Annotated in this window: 10 protein-coding genes; 4 read left to right on the top strand and 6 right to left on the bottom strand. The window is 63.6% G+C overall.

All coding sequences use genetic code 11. The features are described 5' to 3' along the window. Positions 1–19 precede the first annotated feature (19 nt). The 3 genes from IRG63_RS02425 to IRG63_RS02415 are packed head-to-tail and all read right to left on the bottom strand — an operon-like array spanning position 20 to position 8,988. Complete coding sequence (locus tag IRG63_RS02425; RefSeq protein ID WP_193509115.1) at positions 20–2,854, bottom strand: hypothetical protein; 2,835 nt, start codon at positions 2,852–2,854, stop codon at positions 20–22. Positions 2,855–2,865: 11 nt separating this feature from the next. Continuing rightward, positions 2,866–6,192, bottom strand: a complete 3,327-nt coding sequence (locus IRG63_RS02420; protein ID WP_193509114.1) for a tubulin-like doman-containing protein — start codon at positions 6,190–6,192, stop codon at positions 2,866–2,868. Between the two features lie 30 nt (positions 6,193–6,222). Beyond that, positions 6,223–8,988: a VWA domain-containing protein gene (locus tag IRG63_RS02415; RefSeq protein WP_193509113.1), complete on the bottom strand. Its 2,766-nt coding sequence runs from the start codon at positions 8,986–8,988 to the stop codon at positions 6,223–6,225. Between the two features lie 679 nt (positions 8,989–9,667). Between IRG63_RS02415 and IRG63_RS02410 the strand changes: the two genes are divergently transcribed. Next, positions 9,668–10,603, top strand: coding sequence for a DarT ssDNA thymidine ADP-ribosyltransferase family protein (locus IRG63_RS02410; RefSeq protein ID WP_193509112.1), 936 nt, complete (start codon positions 9,668–9,670; stop codon positions 10,601–10,603). A 21-nt stretch (positions 10,604–10,624) separates the two neighbouring features. On the opposite strand, the gene IRG63_RS02405 is transcribed toward IRG63_RS02410, so the two are convergent. The 3 genes from IRG63_RS02405 to IRG63_RS02395 all read right to left on the bottom strand — a co-directional run bounded on the left by IRG63_RS02405 (position 10,625) and on the right by IRG63_RS02395 (position 13,914). After that, on the bottom strand, positions 10,625–11,128 hold the full coding sequence (locus tag IRG63_RS02405) for a WD40 repeat domain-containing protein (protein WP_193509111.1): 504 nt from the start codon (positions 11,126–11,128) through the stop codon (positions 10,625–10,627). Beyond that, positions 11,125–12,657, bottom strand: a complete 1,533-nt coding sequence (locus tag IRG63_RS02400; protein ID WP_193509110.1) for a hypothetical protein — start codon at positions 12,655–12,657, stop codon at positions 11,125–11,127. Before IRG63_RS02400 ends, IRG63_RS02405 begins: the two co-directional genes overlap by 4 nt. 906 nt (positions 12,658–13,563) lie before the next feature. Next, positions 13,564–13,914 (bottom strand): YciI family protein, encoded by a 351-nt coding sequence (locus IRG63_RS02395; protein WP_193509109.1) that lies wholly within the window; start codon positions 13,912–13,914, stop codon positions 13,564–13,566. A 115-nt stretch (positions 13,915–14,029) separates the two neighbouring features. Here IRG63_RS02395 and IRG63_RS02390 point away from each other — a divergent pair, with 115 nt between their 5' ends. The 3 genes from IRG63_RS02390 to IRG63_RS02380 all read left to right on the top strand — a co-directional run bounded on the left by IRG63_RS02390 (position 14,030) and on the right by IRG63_RS02380 (position 16,368). Continuing rightward, complete coding sequence (locus tag IRG63_RS02390) at positions 14,030–14,401, top strand: YccF domain-containing protein (protein WP_193509108.1); 372 nt, start codon at positions 14,030–14,032, stop codon at positions 14,399–14,401. A 23-nt stretch (positions 14,402–14,424) separates the two neighbouring features. After that, positions 14,425–14,889 carry a hypothetical protein gene (locus IRG63_RS02385; protein WP_193509107.1) on the top strand — a complete coding sequence of 155 codons (465 nt, stop codon included), beginning with the start codon at positions 14,425–14,427 and terminating at the stop codon, positions 14,887–14,889. Between the two features lie 231 nt (positions 14,890–15,120). Continuing rightward, positions 15,121–16,368, top strand: a complete 1,248-nt coding sequence (locus IRG63_RS02380; RefSeq protein WP_193509106.1) for an NAD(P)/FAD-dependent oxidoreductase — start codon at positions 15,121–15,123, stop codon at positions 16,366–16,368. Positions 16,369–16,595 lie beyond the last annotated feature (227 nt).

The following is a 16,595-nucleotide window of genomic DNA, read 5'->3' as shown; positions in this document are numbered from 1 at the left end:
CTGCCGATACACATTGCTTCTAGAACCAGGACTCGGAGGCCACTTCGTCGTTCGGGACGACATCGTCAGCCTGCGTTGTCGACGGATCGCTGAGGTCGTGGCGGGTGAAAGTCGTCAGCTCGCCGGCATGGATCCTTCTCGAGATATCGACCCGGATGGCGGTGGATCCCGAGCATGTCCTCACCGTGACGGCATCATTGCGTGCGCTACCTCTCGCCATCTCGGGGAGCCAAGCGATCGAGCGATCGACATAGTGGTTCCTTGCCTGACGGCCGGTTGCGGTGAACAGCTCGATCCCGAACGTTGTGCTCTCTGTGGCCATCGCCTCGAAGAAGTCACGCTCGGGGAAGACCTTTCCGTCTCCGTACTTGCCAACCCGGGAGACGACCCGGGATGGCAACTCCAGTGTCCCGTCTCGGAAGGCATTCTCGAGATTGGCGCGAGCTAGACGTGAGAGGTGCTCCCGGGGAGCATCTGACTCCCAATACCGCAGCAGGAGTTTGCGCGGGCTGACCGCGCCGGCGTGGGTGTCGAGATCCGTGGCACGGTAGCCTTCGCTCGCAGACCTGCTGGAGGTGCCACTCCACGCTTCATACGCCGCCTCGAAGTTGCGGCTCGACCAACCGCGTTGGTAGACGACGTTGTATGCGCTCGTGCGAACAGCTTGGTCGACTGAATCGGTCCCACCTGGCTGCTGTGCAAGCCCAGCGGCCGCCGGCAAAGCCTGAATGACGTTGTCGGGCAACGGCTCGTAGTCGTGCTTAAACCGCGCCCAGGGCTCGTACAGCGTGTGACCAATGATCCGGGCCCACTCCATCAGGACTTCGTAAAGAAGTTCGAGCCTCGCCTTTTCTTGGCCGGCGTGCACGAATCGCGTCTTGTCTTTCGCCATTTGGTCAAGCAGGATTTCTACCTGCCACTCGTAACGTCGTACTTCCTTGTAGAAGCCGTGGTTCGCGAGTGCGATAACCACAACCGTGATCACGCCGATTGAGGCCACCGCATAAAGGAATGTCTCGCCCGTGATCCGGAGGAGGTCTTCCCACTCATCGGGCAAGGCGCCCCATGTCAGGTATGCAAAGACTCCAACTGCCAATAACGCTAGCCCGAGGGTCCATCCCCACCAGGCCAACAGGGCCCGTTGCGCGGTGTGAAGGCGTTGGGCAGGCGGTACTTGGTCACTCTTTCGTTTGGAGATTTCGTCCAGAGTGGACTGGAGCTCATCTATGCGTCGCGCGACGTTGTCGCCGACCTTCCAAAGAATTGTTCGCGCTTGAAGTTCAAACCAAGCGTTGTACGCGTCCACGTGGCTCTTCGTCTGCTTGTACGCGGACTCGGCCTTAAGGGCAGCAGCTTTGAGATTCTTGAGGTCTTTGTCGCTGGGCCAGTAGGCAGCCTTCGTCTCCTTCGGTGGAGGATTCTGCTCGCGCTCCTCCTGTGCCTTCCGGAGTTCGGTCGCGGCGGCGTCCCAACCGTGTTTGGCTTCGCTGAGCTCCGCGGCCAGCAGCCTTCGATGGGCATGCATGGCGCGGGAGTCTTCAGCTGAAACCTTGCGGCCTTCCGCATCCGACCAAGTCTCGCCTGGCTTGGGGACGATCATCGTCGGCGAGAGCAGTTCCCGCTTGCCTGCCTGCCGCGGCTCCGGAAAATCGCCCAGTTCACCGCCGTCAGCCAATCCGAAACACAGCTTGCGCAACGACTGCCAGGTTGACGGCTGTGGTGCACGCACGCGGCTTGACTGCAGCCGCATCTCGTCGTCGATTCGGTTTCGCTCTCGTTCCAACAGGTCGGCCGAGACGCGCGCGATCTCCGATATCGGCCGTGGCCCCAACGTCACTAGGGTTCCGGCATTGGCGCCCACAATTACATCCGTCGCCCTCTTCTCTACGCGGGCACGACCCTTGGTGAGCACCCAGGACACGACTGCGCCAACCGTCCGCAGGTTGAATAGAGCCGCCGTTCGCAGGGCGGCGCCGAAGCTCTGATGACGTGTGCGAATGGATGAAGAAGCGGGCGGGACGGAGGCGACCCAGTCATCTGTGTGGAGGATTGCGTCTGCCGCCGATGAGACCAGCAGCTCGGACTCCGTCGCCGGTCGCGCCCACGACAGGTACTCGGAGGGCTCCGGCGCGTCGAGTGAACCAGTAGCTAAGACGTCCGCGGCGACCTTGTCGAGCAGGTCCTCACCGACGATAGATCGGATCGATACTCGCGCCACCACAACGTCCCGATCGCCTGTTGTGGAGTCCGTTCCAAGCTCATCAAGAACGCCGACATCCACCCCACGAAAGACGCCGCCTATCGCGGCTAGGGCGGACGCTGCATGGCCGGCGAAATTGCCCGGCTCTCTCACGAAAATGCTTGCTCGGTCGAGGTCTGGACGATCCTCGGGGGAAATCACTGCGTTGACCTCCCACCGGGGTTTGAGGATGTCCGCGCTCGCGCTGTTCGCTCCACTCACGGGCAAGACCACGAGTGAACGATGCAGCCTGCTGCCCTCTGCTGTTGCGGCATCCACTCGTCGGGGGAGCGCGGCCTCTATCGCAGAGGAAACTACGTTGGCCGCGTTGGCCAGTTCGAGGTCGGGCTCGCTGTTGAGGAGGACAAGGTGCGCGGCAACTAGCCGTACCAAGTCAAGCCTGAACCGCCCGATGTGCTCGAACAGGTCGACAGAGTCTGATCCATGCTCGTGAACAAATAGCGCGCCGACGCTTGGAGGACCCAACGGGTTCTCTACGACGAGTTGTGGCGTTACCCACAGTGATGGCTTCAGGATGCCGGCGCGAGTCCACGACTCAACGAGCGCCTTCACATCGGCAGCGGTCTCCCCGTTTCCGACGATGAATGCGGTCAACGTGGACATGACTAGAAGAACCCGCCCACGGCCGAGGCCGGCTGCGAAGATCGGACGGCACGCAGCAGATCGCCCAGAGCAGCGCGAATTACACCGCGCAACTCGTACGAACCGGGGAGGTCGAGAAGGTCTGTCTGCTTCTCGGCCTGTTGAAAATAGCCCTCGAAGCGCTGTTGGAGTTCTTCCAGACGTTGTTCCGCGGCAGCCTTTCGCACTTCCCAGTCGACCTGCGAGCCCGTTCCTGCCACGCTCGAACCCTCGAGGATCCACCGCTCGAGCTCAACTGGAAGCTCATCTGTGCCACCCGCGCCAAGGGCGAGGAGCCGCTGGTAGGGACGCATCGGAGCCAAGCTCTCGGATGAGTTCACATCGAGCATTGCCAGGCTGATTGACTCAAGGACCGCAGGTAGCATGTCCGGTCCCATCGCTTTTACCGTCGTCAAGGTCGGCCATGGGAATGCCAGGAAGTCGCCACCCTGACCGACCTCGGCCGGCACGAAGACGCTCGCTCCGGACGTGTCGTCAACTTGGAGCTGATCCAAGAGTCCGGCGGTGAACCAGCCCCGCACCATGGCGTTCAAGATGGACGGTGAGAAAGGCAGCGCTTCGGTAAGAGGTCGCCCGCGCCGCCACCGCCAGAACTCGGAGCGCTGATCGCTTGTCTTGCTGAGTGCGCCCCATTCGCTGGCGATCGGGCCCATCAGACTGTCGAACACAACGGGTTCGTACGGCTCACTGAGAACAGTGAAGATGTCGATGAATCCGCCATTGTTGTCGCTGAACGCCTTCGCAACGCCATCGCTCCACTGGCCGCGCGCACTGAGAACCTTCTTGAACGCTTCACGCCCCTGAGACTTGTCGGGTAATGGAACCTCGCTGAAGGAGACGGTGTGCCGAACCTCGTGTCGATCGTGTACTTGGACGAGCACCGCCGGGTTGATGCGAACCAGAGGCGCGCCGGCGTTGAGCGCTGCGATCAGTTGCCCCTCAAAGACTTGCAGGCGTTTGCCGAGATCAGCCGGCCCGACTGTTTCAGGGTCGAGGAACTCGCGGAGCCCTTCGGCCAGATACTTCCCAACCGCGGTTCCCTCGTGAAGCAACCAGTCACTTGACCTTTCCAGCAGATCATCCGGGTCCGCAGCTACCCGGAACAGAGCCCTGGTGGGCGCCGAGGTGACGGCGGGGTGGAGGTTGTGATTTCGAGGAACCCAACTGGACTCTCTCGTGATCAACGATTGAGGGGTTCGTTCGACGTCGTCGGTTCCGAGCATGATTTGGAGTTCTGCCTGAATCCTGGCGTCTCTTGGGCCCTCCACACCTACGGTTCGCTGTACGAGATCTTTCAGGATGCGTGGGTAGTCGTCTGAAGCTTCAAGCAGAAATTCATTAGGTGCGGGGCGGAGTCGCGCCGGGATGTCTTCGCCCACCGGCCATGCGGCCGTTTTCGATCGGTTGGCGTTGTTGCCTCCGGCTGAGTCACTTGCAAGTGACTCGTATCCATGTTGGAGCGCATCAATCAGCGGATCGAGAACATTTGCGGCGAGGTCAGGAATCAGGTCAGTCGCCATGTCGCGGATCTCCGCTTCCTGCTCCTGCGAGAGGGTTTCAACCGCACGCCGGACCGCCGCCTTCAGCCTGTCAGTCGTGCGAAGGATCACCGCGGTGTCGGCGTCGTCGAGTTCGATGCGCACCATGTGGTCGATGTCCGATGCCCAGCGCCGGTGAGTTGCAGCTTCCGATACAAGCTCTTCGCGGACTTGTTTGATCTCAGTGCCGAGTTTACGCAGGAGCTCGATTGTGACAGGGGCACCGTTTCGTGAGACGGACTGCGCGGTAAGTGTGGTCAACCGGTCCTGGATATCACCGACCCACTTTCGCGCTGTGTCAACACGGGAAGCAAGCTGGACTGATTGAAAGCTCGAACGTCGGTCAGTAACCAGGTTGCGGATGCTACGTCGAACATCTGCCGCCTTTAGTCCCTTTTCCGGGATCGTCTCGCTGATCTTTTGGAGCGTTTCATTGAAGACGGTCTTGAGGTCGTTCTGTAGGCCCTCTGGCCGAAGAGCTTCGACGATCTGGTTGCGGTCTTCACCGCGCTCATCAAGACCTGACGCCACGAGGAAGCCAGGAAACACCGCTTCAGCTGTGTCCTGCACAAGCTGGCGTTCCGTTCGGTCGTCGCCTCTGGGCCGAAGCTCCTCGTGTCGGCGTAGGAAACGCTCCATGACCGACCGGGCGAGATGCTCCGACGCATAGTCGCGGAAACGATCCCTGCCGAGCCCGACTCGAGCTGACCCAAGCGCGACGAATGGCGTCTCGCTACCCTTAATGTGCAATGGCAACCGATCAGGCACCGTCACGGCGGTGCTCGCCCATTGAGCTTGGGTATACGCCGACATTCCGTCCTGAAGCTTCCGGCTGGACACCCACGACGCTACCGAGCGACCCATGGCGAGATATATGTCGTTCTGCGTTTGATAGGTGACGTTCTCATTGCGTGCGCCTACCAAGAATGGGTATCGCGGGCCAAGCCGCCGCGCGGAGGCGAGTTGTACCCCGTACTTCGAGAAGAGCTGCTCGGTCCCCTCAGTTGCGCCTTCCTCGTTCCAATACCCGCTGAGAATCTCGGTGATCGCTGCCAGCGAGTTCGGTCGAACGCCTCTCCGGGCTTCCGCAGGGAGGTAATCGAACACATCAGGTGCGTAAAGGAGGCCAACTATCTCGTTCGCCCATTTGTCGCCGAGTGCTCGAATGGCGTCGCAGACATCGATGACTGCGCCCGAACCAGTTCCACCGGCAATGGAAGAGATCACAATCACCACAGGCTCGTCCGGGACCGTGTTTGGCGTGCTTCCGAGCTGGCGTGTTATCGCCTGGAGTTCGCCGATGACTTCGGCCCCAGTCAACTGCCGTCTGGCACGCTGCAGCGCATCATGCACGCGATTGAGGCTGGCGAGGGTGATCACGCGACCCAGAGCTCGGAACTGGCCGGCGCCCCTCGATGCTGGGATATTCACGCGATTTGGATCGGGTCGCCAGCCGGCGACAGCGTCCCGAATGTGCGTACCACCTGACCGGACCAGCGCCGAGTCAATCGTCCGGAAGTCGATGCCCGTCCCGACCATCCCTTGATACTCGTTCTCCGGTAGCTGGCCAGGCAGGTCAGGGTCATTGCCATCAGCGACCGTCGGCACATCGATGTGCACGAACTGCCATGCCTTGGGCATCCCGCCCTCCCAGCCGGCCTGCTGAAGTCGACGGAGCAGGTCCTCTCGGATCACGCGCAATGTCTTGCCGCCAGACCCGCCGACGCCGACGAGGAGGAAGGGACGAAGCATGATTGTTCCTTTGCTTGTTAATGATTGGGACTAGTCATCCCAGAACTTTGTGGGCGACGGCGGTGGCGCGTCGGTTCCTTGATTGGTCGAAGGCTCGGTGCGAGTGGCGAGAGGTGGCTTGTCGGCACCACTCTTCTCCCGCGTTGGCGAATGTGATTGGGACCCGGCGAATGAGGTCGGGGCAGTTGCGGAATCGTCCCAGGCAGTGGGCGGCGGACCGGATACCATCGACTCCGAACTCTCGACGTGAACGCTCCGGGTCCCTTTGGGGGACGGCTTCCTTGACGCTTTCGGTGAGCTCACTGCTTTCGCCGCTTGATCAGCTCGGACCGATCGGATGACTCGGAGTTTCTCGATGACGTCCTCCCAGTTGACGCGCTGAATCTCATCGATTCGTTCTTCTAACACGGAAGCAACGCCGTCGGGGGAGTCAATGACCATTACGAGTCGCCCGCGCGCCTCGGTTGCGTCATTTGCGTCGCCAGAACGAGGGTCGGCAATGAAGAGGGCCCCCAAGGTGCCGGGGAATTCCACCGGTGCCCTTGTGCCATCCGGATTGAGAACCATGTCGCGCGCTCCGGGCGACACAACGATCTTGCCGCCAGGGTCCTTGACCCAGCCCTTGCCAGGCTGCAAAGGGTTAAGGGGAAAGCTTCTCCGGAAGTCCAAGCCGCCCGCCGAGAAGGAGCTCAAGCGTCTGCGCTTATCCATTCCGACTGGCTGGAAGTCGAATGCAGCGTCCAGTAGCGACCCACCGCGACCGTCAGACCGACGGAGTCCGGCAGGCGTGGCGACGGCCTCGATTGAGGCCACCCGCGCATCCAAACCGAGTATGAATTTGTCGCTCATTCGACGGGCAGCCTCGGCTGTCAGCCACACAACGGCGAGCGCAAGCACAACGAACAAAGCGGTGAAGAGCAACCGAAGGGGTTCATTGACAGGTCGCACCATCGTCGTGCTGAACGGAACGTTCAACGTGACGGTGTCACTTGCGTCGACGGCCTCGAGAGTGATCGGGAGCACCCCATCGATGCGCCCGTCGGCTGGACGCTCGGTGCTGAGGTTGAACTCGACCATGACTGTCTCGCCCTGTGGCACATCGATGCAGTCGAGCGCCGACGTGAATGTCGCCGTACCCGCCGACTCAGGGGAGTTGATCGCTGATTCGTTGAAGCACGCGCGCGTGGCCCCGCGCTCGCTGCCGGCGATCGTCAGAGTGCCGACGACCGCGTCCTCGCCCACGATAGTTGGGAGAGTGAGCCGCGACGGGCTAACCGTCGGAAAAGAGGGAGGAAGCGACGTTGCGAGCTCCATGCTCGCCGTCAGGGGGCCGAGGCTCAGCCGATTCGGAGAGGTATACGCGCGAGCCGTTGCCTCGATCTGCACCGTTGGCGTCGCCTCAGTCGTCGGAAGGTCAATGTCCAGGGACCAGCTACCGCCGGAGCTGGGTCGCGCGGTTCTCTGAACTCCGTCAAGGGAGAGGAGCAGGTCAAATGAGTCGTAGATGGCTGGATCGAGAACGGATCCGTCCGAATGAATGAGCCGGAAACTTACGGTGCTGGTTTCCCCAACGAACAAGTGAGACGGTGGCTCGATAAGGAGGGACGCGCCCCAGAAGTAATACAGGTCAACCACCGTCGTGCCCGCCGGATCTGCAGCCAGCCGCCACTCCACTGACTCGATGTCCGGATCAGCGAACGTGACATCCGCAGTCAGAAGGCCGTCTAGGTCGGAGACCACTACGTCGGCTCCGCCCAGCGATTTTGTATCCGGAGTCAGGGTGGCGCTACTGCCGTCGGCAGCGTGAAGCTTCGGCGCCGCCGCCGACGGCGAACGCTCAAGGATCAGCCGGAAGCCGCCGATGCCCGGGTCCACAGGAATGGGCAATTCCCCGTCTGGGCATTCCTGAGGGCAGAGGGCGGACAACCCGGGGGTTGCGCCTTCGATCATCGCCGTCGCCTGGGCGAACAACCTTCGCATTCCAGTCGCGTCGTCTGCATTGAGATTCGCGCCGCGAGCGGAAGAGGGCGGAACCGGTAAGGTACCGCACCGTTCCGCGCCCGACTCGCCCTCCGCTATCGCCCGGAGCCGATCTCGGTCAACCTCCTCAACCGACCCTTTTCCAGCTGCGGTGAACAGTGTGAGTGCGACCACTGAGATCTTGTCGCCCCGCACGCCATCCACGATTCCCTGCGGTGTACAGAGTTCGGACCGTGCTGTTTCTGTGGCCGCTCCTACATCGAGCTTTCCGTCCGTAAACCAGAGCAGGACCTTGCAGCTCGTGCCGTCCAGGGCGGCGGCCCGGTCGTTCAGCGACTGCTGCGCCCCCCGGAGGGCAGCGCGGTAGTCAGTGAAGTCGTCGTTGTCCATGCCGCGTAGTGGGCCATTGGCAAAGTCCCGCAAGCTAGCCAAGTGAGCATCTGCAACCGACCCCCAGTCGACGTGTGTGCGATATACGTCGGAGAAGGTCGCGAGGCTCGCCTCTACGTCTAAAGCGCTACTCGATGAGGAGTTCAGCTGAGCGAGAGATTCGAGGGCTTGAAGAATCGCGCCGACGCGACTGTCCTGAGGGTCGGTCTGGCGCAGGCTTCCTGAAGTGTCAACGACGATTGCCGCTAAGAGACGGTCGCCAGTGGCGGCGCACGACGCGATGTCGGCAAAGGCTTCTGAACCGGTTTCACTGAGTTCGGCGCCGGTCGCCGGAACCGCCGATCCGATTGAGATGGTGGCCCCAAGCCCAATGACCGTGGCAACCCTAAGAACTCGAGTCCAGTTGCTCTGCCGACTGGCGCTCACTTCGCGAGCTCCGTCGCTAGAAGGTAAGCGATTGCAAGTCCAGCGACGACGCCCACCCACATCGAAGCACGCGCGAGCATGTCAAGTGTCGGTTGTGGTTTGAAACGAGGGTGGTTGCGGCGGGAGTTGCGAAGCCCGCGGTAGGTCGAAGAGAACACGGTCGTCAGGACTGCCCCGACGGTGTACCCGATGGCCAGTAGCGGAACAGATGTCTCCGCCGCGATGAAATCGTTAACCGCAAGAACCACAGCGGCCATGGCGCAGAGTGCAGATACAGCTGCTGGCCACCACGGCGTCGTGATGCGAGCCCCTGAGTCCATCGGGATCCTTCTCTTTCTCGGAGCGGCGTCTAGGCGACCGCCCCTTCCTGTATTCGCGTCGGGACGCGAAGCCAGGCATGGCCTGATCCGACCTGCCTGCACCAGGCAGTGCATTGCGACCCCTTTAGTAAGGAGCGGTCACGCAGCGATGTATCAGTTCCACGCGGGTTCATCCGACGCTAGTGCAATCCACCGACATGGCACAGCCCCCATTACTAGGACCACGCTTAACCCGACTCGAGCCACTCGCACGTGTCGCGCCGCTCGCCGACGGTGCGAAGTGCCGCTTTCGAGTCGACATGCATGCCCCGCAAACACGGGATGGCGGGGCGAACATAGGTGTGTGATTCTCGCTTCCGATGTGGAATAACACTCAAGCGTCGACCGAACTGCGATTCTGCGCGCACTCGCTCGAAGTTGACACCTGTATGAAGTGCGTGTTTGGCGACGCTGATCCGCCTGAAGTGTGGCTATCAAGCTACAGCGGAGCATCCGTCTTCCACGCCACGGATGATTGCTCCCTTCTTATCGGCGGCAAGCAGAAACAAGGCACGCTGCAGAACCCCGACGTGCTCGTCTCGCGGGAGTATGCGTTGTCGCGCCGCCTGCCGAAGTGTTCCGAGTGTTACGCGGCAACAGGACCGCGCACCTGGACCGCTACCGAGATCGCCCTTCACAACCGCCGTGTCGACTACAGACTGCAAATCGCACTCCACGCGACACCCATCGCCAACCTTGCGCAGATCGCGTGCGACAAGGCGCTCCATTCGTGGCGTAGCGAAGATCGTTCCGCGCTTCCAGCTGTTGACATCTCATCGCCGCAACAGCGAACTGCCCGCGCTCGCATAGTGGACGGCACGTCGTCAACCGTCGATGAGTATGTGCCGTTCGCGTTGACTCCACGCTCAGAGTTCTGGCGATCCATCGTCGATCCGCCGGAGGATCCCGAACCTGTGACACCCGTCGCGACCGACTTCGCGATCCTGGTCAGCGACTACGAGACGCTGCGGCGGAACGCGGACATCGTCATCACCTCCGGTGATGCGGGGAGCCCCAACGCACTATTCGCCACAAGCGCGGATGCGCTCCATCAGCTCTTGTCAGAGCGCGCCGGTGGGAATGGCGACTGGCCTCTTGAGAAGTCCGAGCTCCTGGTCCGAGGATTCGTGCCGACTTTGCGAATAAAGCAGATCGTCGTAAGCGATCACGCGAAACGGCAGCAGGTTGAGGCTCTGTTCAGCGACAGGGATAAGGCGCCGGTGGTGAACGTTCTGCCCAAGTGGTTTGGGCTGTGACAACGTCACTAACACTCGAGCTCAGTCGCTGAACTCCTCGCACGTCTCCCGCCGCTCGCCGATCGCCGCGAGGTGCGTCCGCCACTCCTCGGCGGTGAGGTTGCGGCCCGCGAGCGTGCACGCGTAGTCGGCCAGGTGGTTGGGGTTGAGGTCCCACAGGAGCACACCGTGCCTGCCGGTGACAGCAGCTTCCATTCCGTCGGGGCGAACGAAACCGGGGGTGATCAGCGGCGCGTGCACGGTGATGCTCGTGCCCAGCCGGGTGCCCGTTGCGGCGTCGAACAGCGACACCGTCTGGTCTGCTGAGGACGACAGGAGCACCGAGCCGTCGGCACTGAGCTGCAGCGACGCGACCCCAACGCGCGCGACAGAGATCGCATTGACAGGTTGCAGCTCCTTGTCGTACCTCACGATCCGTGTGCCGCTTCCGCCGAACACGGTTCCGTCCGGGCCGAGCGCACTCGCGACCGGCCCGGTCACCGTTGGGTGGATCGGCTCGCCCGTGTCGCCGTCGAAGAGGGTCATCGTGCCGGTGTCGTCAACTCGCCCACGTCGCCGAACTGCGGGTCGAATCGCACGCCCGTAAGTCCACCGTCTTCCAGTCGGCGCTCCTCGATGGTTCCGTAATAGGTGCCGCAGTACACCGCCCCAGCAGGTACGGATACCGCGAGCCTCGGGCACGGTATCGGCAGCCTGCTCCCGAAAGTGACCGACCACACAACTTCACCGGTCTTCGCGTCGACGCGCATGAGCCCCTTCGACCCGGACGCGACGAGGACCCCGTCGTCGGCCGTGGCGATGGCTTGGTTGGCGGTGAATGTTGGAGTCGGGATTCTCGTCAGCACCGCCGCCGTGTCGGGGTCGACGAGACGGAGACTGACCGGTGAGCCCACCGCAAGCAGCCCATCATCCGTGAAGGCGATAGAACCGGATGCCCCTCGCGCGGTCGAGCTTGTCCGTTCGCTCGGAACCTCCAGCGGCTCAAGCGACCCGTGGTCCAGCGGGAGGATCCTCACCCGTCCCGACCACTCTTGCACGAACGCAGCGGTGCTGCCGGATGGGTGGACCGCTAGGTCGCCTTTCTCTATGTCGGCTTTGCGCGTGACACTGCGCCAATCCCCGGTCCGCAGGTCCAGCACCCGGATGTCGCTGCACACAACTGCGAACTCGCCGCACTGCTCGAGCACCTGCGCTGGGTACGCCACCACTGCGATATCCCCGTTTGCGCTTGCTGCCAGCTGCTGGACCGGTCTGTCGTCGTTCGCGAGACCGTCGAATCGCTGGACGATCTCTCCGGATGCCAACTCGATTCGAGCGAAGTCCCCACCCGGTAGGGGAACGATCGCGTGGTCGCCGTCGTCAAGCACCGTTCCGTAAACATCGTCGGCACCGGCGACATATGAGTAGCCGAGGAAACCCGGCGCCGATGTGAAGGTACCAAGCAGCGCAGAGCGCGACCTCGGGTCATCCGGCCACCTGCGATACGCCTCCACCGCCAGCAGGGCCGCGGTCGCCCGATCGGACGACCGCAGCGACTCCGAGCTGCTCACCACCGCCGACAGTTGCGCTTCCATCTCCGCCCGCTGGGACCGCACCGCATTGAATACTGCGAGCCCGCCCGCGATGAGTACCACTACTAGGAGCGCGGCGCTCGCCACCAGCAACCGACGCAGCCGGACGTTCTGTCGCGCATCCCGTTCCGCGGCCGTCACAGCGCATTCCGGTTCACTCGCGCTCGCATGCATCCGCGCTCGGGCGATCAGCTCGTCGAAGCGGTCAACATCGACCTCATCGACCTCGGCGCGCAGCTGGTAACCGTCTGCAACCGTCACAACACGATCCGGACCCACCGCGCGACGCACCTGCACCACCGACGCCTGCAACTGCTTGCGCCACGTGAGAGGCGGTGCATCCGACCACAACGCATCGGCGATGGTGTCGGTGCGAACCGGTTGGTTGCGGTACAGCAGGAGCGTGCTCAGCACCACTCGTTCGCGCGGGCCGAGGTGTTCCGGACCATCCAACCTCAACGGTCCGAAGACCGTGATGTTCACACCTGAATTGTGCGACCGCTTCATCGGTGCAGTCAATCGCCGAGGTTGGCTTGCATACCGAACGCATACCGCTCTCGAGCCGAGCGGATACCGCGCCTGGGGACCTGGTCTTCATGAACACAACAACGAAGCGGCCACGGCCGCGGGGGCCGGAATTCGGAACCCCCGTGCCACCCCGGCATACTAGCTGGGCTCACAGTGCGCTCATCGTCTCGGCGATCGCTGCACTGATTTCAGGATGCGCGTCCGCTGCAACCGAACGAGTATCAGCACCGGAACCCGCCGCCGGCGGACTGGCCGAAGTCGGTCGTTCCGCAGTCACCGGAACCGGGCAGGCGCTCGAGCCGGGCACGTACCGCACGACGCAGTTCACTCCCGCGCTGGTATTTAGCGTCCCGATCGGCTGGACCGACGTCCGCGACCAAGCGGGCGATATCCGGCTGCAACGGCTCGGCGACCTGAACGACGAAGCATTCAGCCTCAACAACATCACGGTCTACCAGAGCGTGTTTGTGGCAGCGGCTGACTGCTCGGATGCGAGGGAGCCAGGTGTCGGTCGCAGTGCGAAGGAGATCGTCGACGTGCTGCGGAACCGGGACGGCATCGAGGTGTTCGGGGAGTCTGTGGTGACAGTGGGCCGCCTCGCCGGGTACGCCCTCAACGTCCAGCTGGATCCCGCCAAGGCGACCGCTTGCCAGGACCGGAAACACATCGATGCTGCGCCCCTGTTCCAGCGCGCGTGGATCTCACCGGTGCACGTGGTGCTCGGACCGACCGCCACGATGCGGCTGATCGTGCTCGACTGGCGTGACTCCAATGTCGTGATTGCGGTGTCGGCCTACAACCACTACTCGCTGGAGCGGTACATGAAGGCGGCAGGGCCGCACCCGAGGCGGCCGGCTCACACTACGGCCGCTGCGACCCCTCCATCACCTGCCGCACCTCGACCGCCGACTCCACCGCCTCGGCGACGTGACCCGCCAGCTCGAGCGCGCGCGTCTCATCCGGAACGGTCACCACCCAGAACCTGGCCAGCGGCTTGGTGGTGCCGCTGAACGTGCCGGCGTGCAGCCCACCGTGCCGGTCGACGAGCGTCGCCTTCGAGCCGAACTCGAGCACCTCGGAGTAGACGAGCTCCCCGGTCTGCGCGATCTCGTCATCGAAGTGCGCCATGAATGCGGTCACCCGCTCGATCCAGCCGGGCGACTTCTCGCGCAGGTCCGCCTCATCGCCGAACACCATGATCATGAACTTCATCGTCACTCCTCGCCCGGATGCCGCGGCTCACGTCGTTCAACTGTGACAGGTCGGACGGGCGATGGGTAGGGCTCGCCTCCGCCACCCGCCGCGGACTGCCAGACTGAGAAGCACCATGTCGACCATCCTCAACATCATCTGGCTGATCTTCTCGGGCTTCTGGCTCTGGCTCGGCTACATGTTCGCCGCGCTGCTGATGTTCATTCTCATCATCACCATCCCGTGGGGCATCGCCTCCGCTCGCGTCGGCATGTACGCGTTGTGGCCGTTCGGCCGCCGGGTCGTACAGCGGTCGGACGCCGGCGCCTGGTCATTCCTCGGCAACGTCATCTGGGTGATGCTCGCCGGCATCTGGCTCGCCATCGGGCACATCGTCAGCGGCTTCCTCCTGTGCGTCACCATCATCGGGATCCCGCTCGGCATCGCGAACTTCAAGATGGTGCCGGTCTCGCTCGCCCCACTCGGCAAGGAGATCATGCCGGCCTGAGCGCGGCTGGCTACGATCGCTGCATGCCGTACCTGTCGGACGAAACGCGCGTCGCACTCGAGCGGGTTGTCGAGGGTGATTCCGGGGCGGTTCCGGATGCGTTGGCGCGGCTCCGCGACATCCGGTCGGCTCTCGCTGCGCTGGAGGAGGACCCGGCGACGCTGACCGCGGTGCGCGACGCGGTCGCATCCGGAAGCTCGTGGGACGACATCGCATCCGCCGCCGGCCTCAAGCCTGCAGCCGCCAAGTGGCGCTGGCAGGGCAGCGACGAGGAGATCGCCGCTCGCCACCAGGCCGGACGCAAGCGCGCCGCGCGACCGAGCAGCGTGCCCACCGACCTGCCCGGGATGTCGGTGTCGGAGGCGGCGAAGAAGCTTGGGGTGACGCCGCAGGCGATCTACCTGCAGGTCAGCCGCGGCACCCTGCGCGCCGAGACGGTCGAGCTGGGCGACGGGCGCAAGTACAAGCGGGTGTTCCCGGAGGACTGACGGGTCTCGACAGGCTCGACCACCGGTATCGGCAGGCCCGCCCCGTTGTGCAGGACATTCCTTGTTGTGCAGGACATTCGGGTCTTCAGCAACGCATCCATTGGGATCCCGGCCCGAAAGCAATCGAATGTCCTGCACAACAGGGGTGGCGACATCCGCAAACGAGGGTTCCCTGACGACTAGTCGCAAACGCCAAGGGCGCTCACGGCTCGCGCGCGTAGCGTCCGCCGCATGCGAACCAAGTACCCCGTCATCGTTGTCGGCGCAGGATTCGCCGGCGTTGAAACCGCCACCCGACTGTCCCGCCGCGGCGTGCGGGTGCTGCTGATTGACCGCAACAGCTACCACCAGTTCCAGCCGCTGCTGTACCAGGTCGCCACCGCGCAGTTGGGGGTCTCGGATGTCGCCCGCCCGCTGCGCTCGATCACCCGCAAGCGGCGCTGGGTCACCGTGCTGCACGCCGACGTCACCGCGATTGACGCGAAGGCCCGCACCGTCACCACGGCCGACGGCGACACCTTCACCGCGCGGGTGCTGGTGGTCGCATCCGGCGCCGAGCCGAACTTCTTCAACACCCCCGGCGCCGAGGAGAACGCCTACCCGCTCTACTCCGTGAAGGACGCCATCAACTTCGGCGCGCGGATGGTGGAACTGCTCGAGGATGCCCACCGCGAACCGCAGAGCGGAGACCTCCACGCGGTGATTGTCGGCGGCGGCCCGACCGGCGTGGAAACCGCCGGCGCCCTCGCCGAGACCTTCAAGTACGTGGTGCCGGAGTACTTCTCGCCCGACCTGGCGGCCCGCTGCCATGTGCACCTCGTGGACATGGTGCCCAACCTGCTCAGCGCGTTCGCCGAGCCAAACCAGAAGTACGCGGAGAAACGGCTGCGCGAGGTCGACGTGGACCTGCGACTCGGCGTCGGCGTGACCGAGGTCAGCCCGGTGGGGGTCACCCTCGCCGACGAGACCACTATCCCGAGCGGGCTGGTCGTGTGGGCGGGCGGGCTGAAGGCGGGGCCGATCATCCAGGCTTCCGGATTGCCGCAGGGTCGCGGTGGCCGAGTCGACGTCGGCATGGACCTGAGCGTGCCGGGCTTCCCTGGCGTCTACGTGCTCGGCGACTCGGCCAACATGATCGACGCGCACGGCACCGCGCTGCCGCAACTGGGTTCGGTGGCGAAGCAATCCGGGATCTGGGCCGCGCAGAACATCGTCGCCGACCTGAAGGGGCAGCCGCGGCAGCCGTTCCGCTACCTCGACAAGGGCTTCATGGCGATGGTCGGGCGCGGTGCGGCCGTCGCCGAGCTCGGCCGGCGCCGGTTCCGGATGCAGGGCTTCCCGGCGTTCATCGCCTGGCTCGCGGTGCACGTGGCGCTGCTGTCCGGATGGTGGCAGAAGGTGCGCGCCATTCTCACGTGGGTGCAGGACTACCTCTCCAACGAGCGCTCGCAGGTGTTCATCGGCACAGACCGGCGGTAGTGGCGGGTAGCTGAGGGATCAGCCGCAGGCCGATCGTCTCGAAACCACGCTGCAGGTTTCGAGACGATCGCTTCGCGATCCCTCAACCAGCGGCTGCCGGCTCCGCCTCGCTCGCGCGGAGGGTAGCTCGCAAGACTGGATGGTACGATCGGGACATGAGTGGGACATCGGCAATGCGTGTGGGAGATCGCGGCCGGTTGGTGCTTCCCGCGGATCTCCGGCAGCGA

It is taken from the genome of Cryobacterium sp. BB736 (genome assembly GCF_014980265.1).
GTDB lineage: Bacteria > Actinomycetota > Actinomycetes > Actinomycetales > Microbacteriaceae > Terrimesophilobacter.
Note: the sequence above shows the minus strand (reverse complement) of the source record. Positions and strands in the feature narration are given on the sequence as shown.

What these genes read in the sequence shown, in the direction of transcription:
- IRG63_RS02420 (WP_193509114.1), bottom strand. Translation starts at nt 6,192, where the DNA reads ATGCTTCGTCCCTTCCTCCTCGTCGGCGTCGGCGGGTCTGGCGGCAAG.
- IRG63_RS02410 (WP_193509112.1), top strand. Translation starts at nt 9,668, where the DNA reads ATGTGGAATAACACTCAAGCGTCGACCGAACTGCGATTCTGCGCGCAC.
- IRG63_RS02405 (WP_193509111.1), bottom strand. Translation starts at nt 11,128, where the DNA reads ATGACCCTCTTCGACGGCGACACGGGCGAGCCGATCCACCCAACGGTG.
- IRG63_RS02395 (WP_193509109.1), bottom strand. Translation starts at nt 13,914, where the DNA reads ATGAAGTTCATGATCATGGTGTTCGGCGATGAGGCGGACCTGCGCGAG.
- IRG63_RS02390 (WP_193509108.1), top strand. Translation starts at nt 14,030, where the DNA reads ATGTCGACCATCCTCAACATCATCTGGCTGATCTTCTCGGGCTTCTGG.
- IRG63_RS02385 (WP_193509107.1), top strand. Translation starts at nt 14,425, where the DNA reads ATGCCGTACCTGTCGGACGAAACGCGCGTCGCACTCGAGCGGGTTGTC.
- IRG63_RS02380 (WP_193509106.1), top strand. Translation starts at nt 15,121, where the DNA reads ATGCGAACCAAGTACCCCGTCATCGTTGTCGGCGCAGGATTCGCCGGC.